Here is a 12,358-nt window from a genome sequence, read left to right on the forward strand (position 1 = left end):
CGGGAGAGGTGAGGCGCCGGCTTCGCCTGTGCTGCCCTTCACAGATATGGCGCAGGTCCCCTCTGCCGGCCTGGAGAGGCGGAGGTGATGCGGTCTCAGATGGCCGGGAGGCCCGCGGCGCCGAGATCGGCGGTGGGCCCGGCCGGTTCGCGGCGCTCCTCGCAGGGCGCCGGTGGCTCCGGCCGCCCGGTCACGGCCCGCCGCATGGCGGCGCGCACCTGCGCCTCGGCCAGCGCCGTCGCGACCTTCCGGTCGGTTCCGGCCTCGAAGCTGATCGGCGCGCCCCAGACCACGTGCACATCGATCGGCCCGCCGCGCACGAACAGGGCGAGATGGGGCGCGAGCTCCATGTCGCCGTACCACGCCACCTCCGGCCGCTCGTTCCGGTCCAGGGGCAGGCCGTTGCGGCGCGGGTAGGTGATGGCCAGCGGCTGGAGGCGGATCCGATCGAGGCGCGCGCCCTCCGCCTGGATCGCCGCGCGGGCCGCCCCGACGAGGGAGGAGCGGAAGGGCAGGATCCGGTTGCCGTCCCCGGTCGTCCCCTCGGCGAAGAGCACGATCAGGTCGCCCGCCGCGAGGCGGCTCCCCACGGTGGCGTTGACGCTCGCGGTGTGCGAGCGGCGGGCCCGGTCGATGAACACGGTCCGCTGCAGGCGGGCCAGCGTGCCGATCAGCGGCCAGCCGGCGATCTCGGACTTCGCGACGAAGGAGAGCGGCCGCAGAGAGCCGAGCGCCGCGATGTCGAGCCAGGAGATGTGGTTCGAGAGAACGAGGGCCGGCTCGCCGGGCGCCGGCGGCGTGCCGCTCTGCGTGACGCGCACGCCGAACATCCACAGGCAGACGCGGTGGAACAGGGCCGGCGCGTGGGCGGCGACACGCCCGCGCCCGAAGCGCAGGCTGAGCCAGTGCGGGCCGATCAGAACCGCGAAGGCGAGCGCGCAGGCCGCGAGGCGGAGGGCTGTCAGGAGGCCGCTCATCGCCTCAACCGCGCGGCCGGGTCACGCGAGCGTGGCGCGCATGGTGAGCGCCGTGGTGCGGCTGCCGTCCGCGCGGGTGTAGTAGCCGGTGCGCTCGCCGACCTGCGTGAAGCCGTGGCGCGCGTAGAGACGGAGCGCCGGCGCGTTGCCCTCGTCGACCTCGAGATGCACGAGGCGCACGCCCGCATGCGCGAGGTGCGTCAGGTGCTCGCGCAGGAGGCGGTGGCTGAGGCCGGCCCCGCGCGCCGCGGGGCCGAGCACCACGGTCAGGATCTCGGCCTCGTCCGCGACGCGGCGGGACAGGATGAAGCCTTGGACGGCGCCCGCTCGCCAGAGGGCGTGCGCCTCGGTGGAGCGCTCGCACAGCATCCGCTCGAACTCGTGGGCGTCCCAGGGGCGGGCGAAGGCGGTGGCGTGGATGCGGGCGAGCGCCTGTGCCTGGCCCGAATCGCGCAAGGACGCCACGTAGGGCTCGGGCCCCCAGGCATCCCACCAGGCGAGCCACCACTCGAGGGGCCAGAACGGGGAGACCGGTCGCGTCATCGGCGGGCGAGCCTCGCATGGTCCTGCGGCTGCGCGTCCGGCCCGCGCAGGTAGAGGGGTCGGGCGAGCGCGTGGGCCGGATCGGCGAGCAGCCCGAGCGATGCCACCCAGGCGATCTCGGGCGGGTGCGTGCCGGCGACGCTCGCGGCGATGCCGCGGACCTTGGCGGCGGCGGCGAGGGCCGGGGCGCCGGAGCCGACCAGCGTCAGCGGGCCCCCGCCGAGGAGATCGAGCGCGTCTTCCAGGCCGATATGGCTCGGCGGCACGACGATGCCGTCGCCGACGCTCATGGCCTGAAGGTAGACGGCGCCGTGGCGGGCATCGATCGCGGCCGCGATCAGCCCGTCGCCGTTGAGGGCGAGGAGCGGCGCCAGCAGCGCCGACAGGGTCGTGACGCCGACGACCGGGATCCCGGCGGCGAGGCCGACCGCCCGGGCCGCCGAGAGGCCGACGCGCAGGCCCGTGTAGCTGCCGGGCCCCACCGTCACGGCCACCCGGTCGAGGCTCTCGAAGCCGCCCTCGACGCGGGAGATCACCCGCTCGACGAGGGGCAGCAACGCCTCCGCGTGCCCGCGGGACAGCGCCATGCTCTCCTCGGCCAGCAGGTCGTCCGACGCGTCCGTGGCGACGCAGGCTGCGCAGGCGTCGAGCGCCGTGTCGATGGCCAGGATACGCACGCTCACTCCAGATCCCGCCGGCGACGGGCCGCGCGGTCGTCCCGAAAGGCTCGCGCGCGAAGAGCGCGCACGAAATGGTACGGCAAAAGGGCCGCCCCGTCAGCGCGGCGCAGCCCTCGAAGCGTCAGGCGGACGGCGAGTGTTGCCGGCTTGCGTCGGCCTGCGCGGCTCAGACCGCCTGGACCTCGCGCACGTCCGGCAGGAAGTGGCGGAACAGGTTCTGGACGCCGTGCCGGAGCGTCGCGGTGGAGGAGGGGCAACCCGAGCAGGCGCCCTTCATCTCCAGGTAGACGACGCCCTCCTTGTAGCCGCGGAAGGTGATGTCGCCGCCGTCCCCCGCCACCGCGGGGCGCACGCGGGTCTCGAGCAGGTCCTTGATCGTCGCGACCGTGTCGGCGTCGGCCTCGTCGTAGAACTCCTCGCCCGTCTCCTCGGCGGTGGCCGCCCCCTCGGCGAGAACGGGCGCGCCGGACTGGAAATGCTCCATGATCGCGCCGAGCACGGCGGGCTTCACCTGGGGCCAGCCGTCCCCGCCCTCGGCCTTGGTGACCGAGATGAAATCATGCCCGAAATAGACGCCGGTGACGCCCGGCACGTCGAACAGGCGCTGCGCCAGCGGCGAGCGGGCGGCAGCCTCGGCATCGCGCGCCTCGAAGGTCGCCTCCGCCAGCACGACGCGGCCGGGCAGGAACTTCAGGGTGGCGGGGTTCGGGGTGGCTTCGGTCTGGATGAACATGGCTTCGTCGGATCCTCGTCCTCTGCGCCGGTTCAAGGCCGGCCGGGAACGGCGCCGTCGCGGCACCACCTCCCATGTGGACCGCCGGGCGGATTTTCTCAACGGGTCCGACCGGGACGGCCGCGGGCCGAAATCCTGCGCCGGCGCATCGACAAGCGGCGCGCATTCGTGTAGGGGCAGCGCCAACTCACAACAGGATGCCGAAATCCTGACGCTCGAATCCCGTTCCGGGGCGCGGGCGCAACGGCCGGAGCTTTGCCATGAACATCATCCAGCAGCTTGAGCAGGAAGAGATCGCTCGCCTTGCCAAGACCGTTCCCGATTTCGAGCCGGGCGACACCGTTATCGTCAACGTCCGCGTGAAGGAAGGCGACCGCACCCGCGTGCAGGCCTACGAGGGCGTCTGCATCGCCCGTTCCGGCGGCGGTCTCAACGAGAGCTTCACCGTCCGCAAGATTTCCTACGGCGAGGGCGTCGAGCGCGTCTTCCCCGTGCACTCCCCGATGATCGACTCGATCAAGGTGGCCCGCCGCGGCAAGGTCCGCCGCGCCAAGCTCTACTACCTGCGCGACCGCCGCGGTAAGTCGGCCCGCATCGTCGAGCGCTCCGACCGCACCGCCAAGGCCGAGAAGGCCGCCAGCCAGGCGCCCGCCGCCGCGGAGTGATTTTCTTCCACGCCGGCGCCCGAAGGCGCCGGCACGGACCGATGAGAAAGCCCGCCGCGACATGGGTCGCGGCGGGCTTTCTCTTGCTGTGCGAGATGCCTGATCGGCGTTCCGCAGCGGGATCAGCCCCGCCGCAGCGCCTCCAGCACCTTCGCGCCGGGGCGGCCGGTGCGCGGCATGCCGAGCTGGGCCTCGATCTCCTTGATCGCCTCGCGGGTCTTGGCGCCGACCTTGCCGTCCGGCTCACCCACGTCGTAGCCGCGGCGGGCGAGGCGGGACTGGAGATCGCGGCGCTCGGCGCGGGAGAGCGGCGGGTCGTCGGTCGGCCACTCGGCCTGGATGCCGGGCCGGCCGCGCAGGCGGTCCGACAGGACGGCGATGGCGAGGCCGTAGGACTCGGCCGCGTTGTAGGAGTAGATCGCGTCGAAGTTGCGCGTGACGAGGAAGGCCGGGCCGTCCGCGCCCGCCGGCGCCAGGATGCCGACGGGGCCCTCGGCCGCCAGCGGGCGGCCGTCGAGGCGGGTCACGCCGAGGCTCGACCAGTGCGCCACCGGCTTCTTGTTCTTGCGGCCCGCCGCGGCCACGTTGAAGCCGCGCGGCAGCCGCACCTCGTAGCCCCAGCCGTGCCCGTTCGACCACTTGGCGGCGCGCAGGAAATTCGCGGTCGAGCCCACCGCGTCGGCGGCCGAATCGACCACGTCGCGGCGCCCGTCGCCATCGAGGTCGACCGCGAGGCGCTGGTAGGTCGAGGGCATGAACTGGGTCTGGCCGAAGGCGCCGGCCCAGGAGCCGTAGAGGCGCGAGGCGTCGATGTCGCCGCGCTCGATGATCTTGAGCGTCGCGATCAGCTCGCCCCGGAAGAAGTCGCGGCGGCGGTTGCCGGAGCAGGCCAGCGTCGCCAGCGACTGGACGAGCGGCATCTTGCCGAGGTTCTTGCCGAAGTTCGATTCGACGCCCCAGACCGCCGCGATCGTGTAGCGGTCGACGCCGTACTTGGCCTCCGCGGCGGCGAGCGCCTGGGCGTGCTGGCGCATCGCGGCCTTGCCGTCGTCGACCCGCTCGTCGTCCACGAGAGCGGCCATGTAGTCCCAGATCGGCGTCTTGAACTCGGGCTGGGCCTGCGAGAGCTCGATCACCTTGTCGTCGTAGGAGATGCCCGCGGTCGCCGCCCGGAAGGTCTGGGCGGAGACGCCGGCGCCGGCTGCCTGCGCCTGGATCCCGGCGAGGCAGGACTGGAAGTCGGCGCGGGCGCTCCCCGTCGCCGCGAGACTCGCGAGGAAGAGGAGGGCGGTGGTCTTCGCGCGCGACGTCATGGGGCGTCTCCTGGGGAGGTTCAGCGATTCCCCATCTTTAAGGCGCCCTGATGGTAAACGAACCGTGACGAGCCCCGGCCGTCAGGCCCAGCCTCGCTCGGCGAGCTTCGCCTCGTAGGCATCGATCCGGTCGGCCCGTTCCAGCGTCAGGCCGATCTCGTCGAGCCCGTTCAGCAGGTTGTACTTGCGGCCCTCGTCGATGTCGAAATGCAGGGTGCCGCCGTCCGGCCCCTTGATCGTCTGCGCGGCGAGATCGACCGTGAGCGTCGCGTTGGAGCCGCGCTCGGCGTCCTCGAACAGCTTCTCGAGGTCCTCCGGCGAGACGACGATGGCGAGAATGCCGTTCTTGGCGCAGTTGTTGAAGAAGATGTCCGCGAAGCTCGTGGAGATCACGCAGCGGATGCCGAAATCAGCGAGCGCCCAGGGAGCGTGCTCCCGCGACGAGCCGCAGCCGAAATTGTCGCCGACGACGAGGATCTTGGCGTTGCGGTAGGCGGGCTGGTTGAGGACGAAATCCGGGTTCTCGGAGCCGTCGTCGTTGTAGCGCATCTCCGAGAACAGGCCCTGGCCGAGCCCCGTACGCTTGATCGTCTTCAGGTACTGCTTCGGGATGATGCGGTCCGTGTCGATGTTGATGATCCGCATGGGCGCCGCGACGCCCTCCAGGGTGGTGAACTTGTCCATGGCCGCCGCCGTCGAGGGGGCCGGCTCCGCGAAGCCGGCAATCGGCTCGGCTTCTAGCAGGCGCGACGGGCGGCCGGAAGGCGCGCGGGAGAGAGCGCGGGCGGCGTCTCGCGAATGTCTCCGTTCGCACCTATGATGCCGGCCACCGACGGGGGCGCGACACGGGGGATGCCATGAGTGAGCCGGGCAACACGTTCAAGAAGGCGCCGAAGCGCAAGCCGATGCGCGGCCGCAACGTCGCGGTCTCGCCCGAGATGCGCGAGGCCTACGCGAAGCTGATCAAGGAGCGGGAGCAGAAGGAGGAGACGTACGGGCGCCACCTGCCCCAGGATCCGCCGCGAGGCCGCTGAGGACCGGAGCGGCCGGAGGCGTGCGGGGTCGCACGCTGCACCGCAACATCGAGCCCCATCTGCTCGGCATCGCACCCGGAGCCGTCGAGACGGCCGGGTCGCTGCCCAGGAGGCTCTCGATGTCGGTCCAGCGGGTCGCCCGTTCCACCATCCTCGCCGCCGCCCTCGCTCTCGCGGCCGGCGGCGCCGTCGCCCAGACCCGCGGCGCGCCGGGCGCTTTTCCGGCCGCGGCCAGCCTCGGCTACGCCGCGAGCCCGCTCAATGGCCAGGGCTACGCGGATGCGCGCGTCGCAGCTCCAGGGCGGACCTCCATCGAGCCGGGCATGACGGCCTCGATCAGCGCCAACCCGGCCAGGCACAGGGCCGGCCGGGCGCGCTGACGAACCCTTCGGCGCTCCGCCTCAGCGCTTGAGCGGACCGGCCTCGATCACGTCCTCGACGGTGCGCAGCCCCGCACGCGGCGAGTTGACGAGGCAGGCCATGTTGCCCGGCGGGTGCTGGTTCTTCCACATCTTGGTGTGGGCCGCTGGGATCTTGTCCCAGGGGAAGACCTCGCTCATGCAGGGGTCGACCCGCTGGTCGAGCACGAACTGGTTGGCTGCCGAAGCCTGCTTGAGGTGAGCGAAGTGCGAGCCTTGGATGCGCTTCTGACGCATCCAGACGTAGCGGGCGTCGAAGGTGATGTTGAAGCCGGTCGTGCCGGCGCAGAACACCACCATGCCGCCGCGCTTCACGACGAGCGCCGAGACCGGGAAAGTCGCCTCGCCCGGGTGCTCGAACACGATGTCGACGTCGTTGCCCTTGCCGGTGATGTCCCAGATCGCCTTGCCGAACTTGCGCGCCTCCTTGGTCCAGGCGTGGAATTCCGGCGAGTTCACCTTGGGCAGCTGGCCCCAGCAGTCGAAGTCCTTGCGGTTGATCACGCCCTTGGCGCCGAGGCTCATGACGTAGTCGCGTTTCGACTCGTCCGAGATGACCGCGATGGCGTTCGCGCCGCTGGCCGCGCAGAGCTGCACGCCGAACACGCCGAGGCCGCCCGACGCACCCCAGATCAGCACGTTCTGGCCCGGACGCACGGTGTGGGGCGCGTGGCCGAACAGCATCCGGTAGGCGGTGGCGAGGGTGAGCGTGTAGCAGGCCGCCTCCTCCCAGGTGAGGTGCTTCGGCCGGGACATCAGCTGGCGGGACTGCACCCGGCAGAACTGGGCGAAGGAGCCGTCGCCGGTCTCGTAGCCCCAGATCCGCTGGGTGGGCGAGAACATCGGGTCTCCGCCGTTGCACTCCTCGTCGTCACCGTCGTCCTGGTTGCAGTGGACGATGACCTCGTCGCCGACCTTCCAGCGCTTCACCTTGGCGCCGACCTTCCAGACGATTCCGGACGCGTCCGAACCCGCGATGTGGTACTCGCCCTTATGCACGTCGAAGGGCGAGATCGGCTCGCCGAGGCCCGCCCAGACGCCGTTGTAGTTCACGCCCGCGGCCATGACGTAGACCAGCACCTCGTCGTCGCCGATGTCCCAGACCGGCAGCACCTCGAGCTGGTGCGATTGCTCCGGGGGGCCGTGGCGCTCGCGGCGGATCGCCCAGGCATACATCTTGGCAGGCACGTGACCCAGCGGCGGGATCTCGCCCATCTCGTAGAGGTCCTTGACCTCCGTTCCCGCCTGCACCGCCGCACTCGCAGCCATCTGAACTCTCCCTAGCGCTGTCGTTGGGCCCCTATAGCGACGATGTTTCGGCGCTCCAAGTGGCACCAAAGGCTAGTGCGGCCGCTCTTTCCACGAAAAAAGGACGCCGGCTCAGGACGGCGTCCATTGAATACAAAATTATGCTCTCGGCCGAGAGCCCGGCAATGCGCGCTGGACTCTCGGCTACCTGAGGATCGCTGCGGGTGGACTTAGTAGCAGCGCCGGCGCACGACGAGGTCGCCGTCCTCGTCGATGAAGCGCTTCACCCGGCAGGCCCCGTAGTAGGCCGGCATGAAGCCGACGAGGCGCGGGCCGCCCCAACCCCAGTGGCGGTGGCCGAAATGGCCGTGCCCCCAGTGGCCGTGGTGATGGTGCCCGTGATGGTGGTGGAAGCCGCCGGCCGAGGCGGGGGCCGCGGCGAGTGCGGCACCTCCGAGGACGAGGGCGGCGGCGAGGGTGCGAAGCGTGTGGGCCATGGTTCCGTCTCCGGTCTCGGGAAGAGCCGGGAGCGGCCTTCCTCGCACCCTCTGTCGAGCGAGGGGCAAATCCGGTTCACCGGCGCATTGAAAATTTCTCGCCGCCGCCGGAGCCGTCGGCGCCTCGGTCCAACCTTTGGGGCGGATGACGGGCGCGGCGCCCTCCGCTACGGTGTCGGCAAGGTACGGCACGCGTATGCCGCGCCACGGTCTCAGGAAATTCGGAGTCGGTTGGATGAGCGGCCAGGAAGCTCTCGCAGAGGTGAAGCGCGACAAGCCGTGGATCATCCGGACCTATGCCGGCCACTCCACCGCGGCGGAATCGAACAAGCTCTACCGGGGCAACCTCGCCAAGGGGCAGACCGGCCTCTCCGTCGCCTTCGATCTGCCGACCCAGACCGGCTACGACCCCGACCACGAGCTCGCCCGCGGCGAGGTCGGCAAGGTCGGCGTCTCGATCGCGCATCTCGGCGACATGCGGACCCTCTTCGACGAGATCCCGCTCGCGCAGATGAACACCTCGATGACCATCAACGCGACGGCGCCCTGGCTGCTGTCGCTCTACCTGGCGGTGGCCGAGGAGCAGGGCGCGCCGATCTCGGCGCTGCAGGGCACCACGCAGAACGACATCATCAAGGAGTACCTGTCCCGCGGGACCTACGTGTTCCCGCCCGCCCCCAGCCTGCGGCTCACCAAGGACGTGATCCTGTTCACGACCAAGGAGGTGCCGAAGTGGAACCCGATGAACGTCTGCTCCTACCATCTGCAGGAGGCGGGGGCGACGCCGGTCCAGGAACTCTCCTACGCGCTCGCCATCGCCATCGCCGTGCTCGACACGGTGCGCGACGACCCCGCGTTCGACGAGGCGAGCTTCGCCGACGTGTTCGGCCGCATCTCGTTCTTCGTGAACGCGGGCCTGCGCTTCGTCACCGAGATCTGCAAGATGCGCGCGTTCTCGGAGCTCTGGGACGAGATCGCGCAGGAGCGCTACGGTATCTCGGACCCGAAGAAGCGCATCTTCCGCTACGGCGTGCAGGTGAACAGCCTCGGGCTCACGGAGCAGCAGCCCGAGAACAACGTGCACCGCATCCTCATCGAGATGCTGGCGGTCACGCTCTCGAAGCGCGCCCGGGCGCGGGCCGTGCAGCTGCCCGCCTGGAACGAGGCCCTCGGCCTGCCGCGGCCCTGGGACCAGCAATGGTCCATGCGCATGCAGCAGATCCTGGCCTTCGAGACCGATCTCCTCGAGTTCGACGACATCTTCGACGGCTCGCACGTCATCGAGCGCAAGGTCGAGGCGCTGAAGGCCGAGACGCGCGCCGAGCTGGAGCGGATCGGCGGCATCGGCGGCGCCGTCGCCGCGGTCGAGACGGGCGCCCTCAAGCGCGCCCTGGTGGAATCGAACGCCAAGCGCATCTCGGCGATCGAGGCGGGGGAGCAGATCGTCGTCGGCGTCAACAAGTGGCAGGCCGGCGAGCCCTCGCCCCTGACGGCGGGGGAGGGAGCGATCTTCACCGTCTCCGAGACCGTGGAGATGGAGGCCGAGCAGCGCATCCGCGCCTGGCGGGCCGAGCGCGACCGCAAGGCCGTCGAGAAGGCTCTCGACGACCTGGAGCAGGCGGCGCGCTCGGGAGCCAACATCATGCCGGTGTCGATCGCGGCCGCGAAGGCGGGCGTCACGACCGGCGAGTGGGGCGCCCGCCTGCGGCAGGTCTTCGGCGAGTACCGCGCGCCCACCGGCGTCACGCTCGAGACCGCCTCCGCGGGCGCGGCGGAGGAGGCGCGCCTCCTGATCGCCGATCTCGGCGAGCGCCTCGGCGAGACGCCGAAGCTCGTCGTGGGCAAGCCCGGCCTCGACGGCCACTCGAACGGGGCCGAGCAGATCGCACTGCGCGCCCGCGACGTCGGGTTCGACGTGACTTACGACGGCATCCGCCAGACGCCGACCGAGATCGTCGCCAAGGCGAAGGAGACGGGCGCCCACGTGGTCGGCCTCTCGATCCTCTCCGGCAGCCACGTGCCGCTGGTGCGGGACGTGAAGGCGAAGCTGCGCGAGGCCGGCCTCGACCACGTGCCGGTCGTCGTCGGCGGCATCATCTCGCCGGAGGACGAGCTGGTCCTCAAGAACATGGGCGTGCAGGCCGTCTACACGCCGAAGGATTACGCCATCGACAAGATCATGGTCGGCCTCGCCCGGGTGGTCGAGAAATCGCTCGACACCGCCAAGGCGCGTCAGCGGACCGGCAACGCCCGCGCCGGGGAAGGCGCGGCGCAGGTCTACTGAGGCGGCGGTTGCCGGGGCGCGCGATGCGGAGAGGGTGAGGTCGGGTCTTGAGCGCACCGCTCGTCGCACTGACCGGGGCGACCGGCTTCATCGGGCGCCACCTGCTGCGCTCGCTCTCGGCGCGCGGCTTCCGGGTCCGCGTCCTGCTGCGCCGCCCGGTCGAGGTGCCGGACGGGGCGGCGAGCGCGGTCGTCGGCGACCTGACCCGGCCCATGAACATGGCGGCGGCGCTCACGGACGTCGACGCGGTGGTGCATTCCGCCGGCATCGCCCACCCGATGTCCGGGGCACCGGAGGACGATTACCGCACCCTCAACACCGAGGCGACGCGACGTCTCGCGGAGGCCGCCGCCCGCGCGAAGGTGCGCCGCTTCGTCTTCCTCTCCTCGATCCGGGCCCAGTGCGGGGCGGGCGCGAAGGCCATCGTGACGGAGGCCGACGAGCCGGCCCCCACCGAGGCTTACGGGCGGTCGAAGCTCGACGCGGAGCGGGCGCTGGCCGAGGCCGGGCTCGACTGGGTGGCCCTGCGGCCGGTCCTCGTCTACGGCGCGGGCGTGAGTGGCAACATGGCCGAGCTGCTGCGCCTCGCGAAGGCGCCGTACCCGCTGCCGCTGGGAATGCTGCGCGAGCGGCGCTCCCTCGTCTCGCTGGAGAGCCTCGCCAGCGCGGTCGAGACGGTGCTGCGGACCGGGGCGCCCCTCGGCCGCCCGATGATCGTCGCCGACCCGGACCCCCTGACCTTGCCCGAGATGATCGCGGCGCTCCGCTCCGGGCTCGGGCGCGGGCCGGGCCTCCTGCCGATGCCGGCGCCGCTCCTCGGCCTCGCCTGCCGCGTCACGGGCCGGGCTGGCGCCTTCGCCCGTCTCTCGACGAGCCTGGTCGCCCGCGCGGACGGGCTCACGGCACTCGGCTGGACGCCCGCGATGACCTCGCGCGAGGGGCTTGCCGCGCTCGCCCGCGCGTCCTGAGCATCCTCACTCTCCTCAGGCTCCTCACTCGGGCGCCCGCGCGGGCTTGCCCGTGAGCGCCACGTAGAAGCCGAGGCCGTCCTGCGCCGGCAGGGTCTGCAGCCGGTCGATCAGGCCGCGCTTCTTCGCGTCGAGGAGCAGGCGCCCGGCCGGCTGGAACAGGGTCTCGCCGCCGCCCTCCGGCGGGGGATCGAGGCGGATCGCCACCGTCTTGCCCTTCCCGAAGCGGCTGCGCTCCAGCATGTCCTTCAGCGAGGCTTCCGCGGTCGGGCGGTTGGTGCCCCTGAGGTCGAGCACCGACTCGGCGTCGGTGAGGCCGAGGGAGCCGCGCAGCTTCGCGGCGTAGAATTCTTCGAAGTGGGGCAAGGGCGATCCGCGTGCGTGGGTGTCAGAATTCGATGCCGGCGTCGTCGAGGTCGACCGGGACGGATCCGTCGAGTTCCGGAAGTTCGATGATGCCCTCGCGCCCCAGCGGCCGCTTGAGCCAAGCGTCGTCATAACCGCCGATCGCCCGAAAGAACTCGGTCTCGCGCCCCCGATCTTTGCTGATCGTCGATGAGGGCAGGACCTCCGCCACGAGGATCGGATCGCGTGCGCAACCGCCGGACACCGCCGGTCCGCAACGCATCACGATGTCGGGGATGGGCGCGTCATCATCCATCGTCGGGCCGAGCGGAGCCAAGCCCGGAACGGCCCGGCAGCCGCGGCGCTCGGCGAGAGTGTCGATGTGCCTGAAGAGGTTCGCGACGATACGCTGATGGCGCTCGCTCTGCGGCGCCATCAGGTAGCGGAACCCTTCAATCAGATTCCAGCGCTCCTCGTCCGGCCGCGCCGCCACCCACGCGATGAAGTCGGCGGCGCGCATCCGCGTCTCGCGTCTGACCGCGACTCCCATCGACGGACCTCCTCGTCAGGTCCGCGATGGTAGCATTGCCGATCGGGCTCGCAATACGGCGGCTCGCCGGTCGGCGCTTCGGCCGGCTCCCCTCAGCCGTGC

Annotated in this window: 15 protein-coding genes; 5 read left to right on the forward strand and 10 right to left on the reverse strand. The window is 71.3% G+C overall.

What is annotated here, in order from left to right; genetic code table 11:
• Nucleotides 1-95 precede the first annotated feature (95 nt).
• The 4 genes from MOX02_RS21180 to MOX02_RS21195 all read right to left on the reverse strand — a co-directional run bounded on the left by MOX02_RS21180 (nucleotide 96) and on the right by MOX02_RS21195 (nucleotide 2,933).
• Nucleotides 96-977 (reverse strand): lysophospholipid acyltransferase family protein, encoded by an 882-nt coding sequence (locus MOX02_RS21180; RefSeq protein WP_147027787.1) that lies wholly within the window; start codon nucleotides 975-977, stop codon nucleotides 96-98.
• 21 nt (nucleotides 978-998) lie between these two features.
• Entirely contained in the window at nucleotides 999-1,520 is a 522-nt protein-coding gene (locus MOX02_RS21185) for a GNAT family N-acetyltransferase (RefSeq protein ID WP_147027788.1), read from the reverse strand.
• The gene (tsaB, locus tag MOX02_RS21190; RefSeq protein ID WP_147027799.1) at nucleotides 1,517-2,197 is read right to left on the reverse strand and encodes a tRNA (adenosine(37)-N6)-threonylcarbamoyltransferase complex dimerization subunit type 1 TsaB; all 681 of its coding nucleotides are present in this window, start codon (nucleotides 2,195-2,197) and stop codon (nucleotides 1,517-1,519) included. The genes MOX02_RS21185 and tsaB overlap by 4 nt, the downstream gene beginning before the upstream one ends.
• Nucleotides 2,198-2,366: 169 nt before the next feature.
• Nucleotides 2,367-2,933 (reverse strand): NifU family protein, encoded by a 567-nt coding sequence (locus MOX02_RS21195; protein WP_147027789.1) that lies wholly within the window; start codon nucleotides 2,931-2,933, stop codon nucleotides 2,367-2,369.
• Between the two features lie 260 nt (nucleotides 2,934-3,193).
• Here MOX02_RS21195 and rplS point away from each other — a divergent pair, with 260 nt between their 5' ends.
• A complete protein-coding gene (gene rplS, locus MOX02_RS21200; protein ID WP_147027790.1) occupies nucleotides 3,194-3,598 on the forward strand; it encodes a 50S ribosomal protein L19 in 405 nt (134 codons plus the stop codon).
• A 122-nt stretch (nucleotides 3,599-3,720) separates the two neighbouring features.
• On the opposite strand, the gene MOX02_RS21205 is transcribed toward rplS, so the two are convergent.
• Complete coding sequence (locus tag MOX02_RS21205) at nucleotides 3,721-4,911, reverse strand: lytic murein transglycosylase (protein ID WP_147027791.1); 1,191 nt, start codon at nucleotides 4,909-4,911, stop codon at nucleotides 3,721-3,723.
• 81 nt (nucleotides 4,912-4,992) lie between these two features.
• Complete coding sequence (gene leuD, locus MOX02_RS21210; RefSeq protein WP_147027792.1) at nucleotides 4,993-5,595, reverse strand: 3-isopropylmalate dehydratase small subunit; 603 nt, start codon at nucleotides 5,593-5,595, stop codon at nucleotides 4,993-4,995.
• Nucleotides 5,596-5,768: 173 nt separating this feature from the next.
• On the opposite strand from leuD, the gene MOX02_RS31425 reads away from it, so the two are divergent.
• Entirely contained in the window at nucleotides 5,769-5,945 is a 177-nt protein-coding gene (locus MOX02_RS31425) for a hypothetical protein (protein WP_170267948.1), read from the forward strand.
• 20 nt (nucleotides 5,946-5,965) lie between these two features.
• The gene (locus MOX02_RS21215; RefSeq protein ID WP_147027793.1) at nucleotides 5,966-6,325 is read left to right on the forward strand and encodes a hypothetical protein; all 360 of its coding nucleotides are present in this window, start codon (nucleotides 5,966-5,968) and stop codon (nucleotides 6,323-6,325) included.
• A gap of 21 nt (nucleotides 6,326-6,346) precedes the next feature.
• On the opposite strand, the gene ccrA is transcribed toward MOX02_RS21215, so the two are convergent.
• Nucleotides 6,347-7,633, reverse strand: coding sequence for a crotonyl-CoA carboxylase/reductase (gene ccrA / locus MOX02_RS21220; RefSeq protein ID WP_147027794.1), 1,287 nt, complete (start codon nucleotides 7,631-7,633; stop codon nucleotides 6,347-6,349).
• A gap of 209 nt (nucleotides 7,634-7,842) precedes the next feature.
• A complete protein-coding gene (locus MOX02_RS21225; protein WP_147027795.1) occupies nucleotides 7,843-8,109 on the reverse strand; it encodes a sulfur globule protein precursor in 267 nt (88 codons plus the stop codon).
• 235 nt (nucleotides 8,110-8,344) lie between these two features.
• On the opposite strand from MOX02_RS21225, the gene MOX02_RS21230 reads away from it, so the two are divergent.
• Both MOX02_RS21230 and MOX02_RS21235 read left to right on the forward strand, forming a co-directional pair.
• Nucleotides 8,345-10,393: an ethylmalonyl-CoA mutase gene (locus tag MOX02_RS21230; RefSeq protein WP_238178863.1), complete on the forward strand. Its 2,049-nt coding sequence runs from the start codon at nucleotides 8,345-8,347 to the stop codon at nucleotides 10,391-10,393.
• Between the two features lie 47 nt (nucleotides 10,394-10,440).
• Nucleotides 10,441-11,361, forward strand: coding sequence for an NAD-dependent epimerase/dehydratase family protein (locus tag MOX02_RS21235; RefSeq protein ID WP_147027796.1), 921 nt, complete (start codon nucleotides 10,441-10,443; stop codon nucleotides 11,359-11,361).
• Nucleotides 11,362-11,385: 24 nt separating this feature from the next.
• Here MOX02_RS21235 and MOX02_RS21240 read toward each other — a convergent pair whose 3' ends face one another.
• Nucleotides 11,386-11,727: a hypothetical protein gene (locus tag MOX02_RS21240; RefSeq protein ID WP_147027797.1), complete on the reverse strand. Its 342-nt coding sequence runs from the start codon at nucleotides 11,725-11,727 to the stop codon at nucleotides 11,386-11,388.
• A gap of 22 nt (nucleotides 11,728-11,749) precedes the next feature.
• The gene (locus tag MOX02_RS21245; protein WP_147027798.1) at nucleotides 11,750-12,256 is read right to left on the reverse strand and encodes a Uma2 family endonuclease; all 507 of its coding nucleotides are present in this window, start codon (nucleotides 12,254-12,256) and stop codon (nucleotides 11,750-11,752) included.
• Nucleotides 12,257-12,358 lie beyond the last annotated feature (102 nt).

The sequence above is a fragment of the Methylobacterium oxalidis genome (assembly GCF_007992195.1).
Taxonomy (GTDB): Bacteria; Pseudomonadota; Alphaproteobacteria; order Rhizobiales; family Beijerinckiaceae; genus Methylobacterium; species Methylobacterium oxalidis.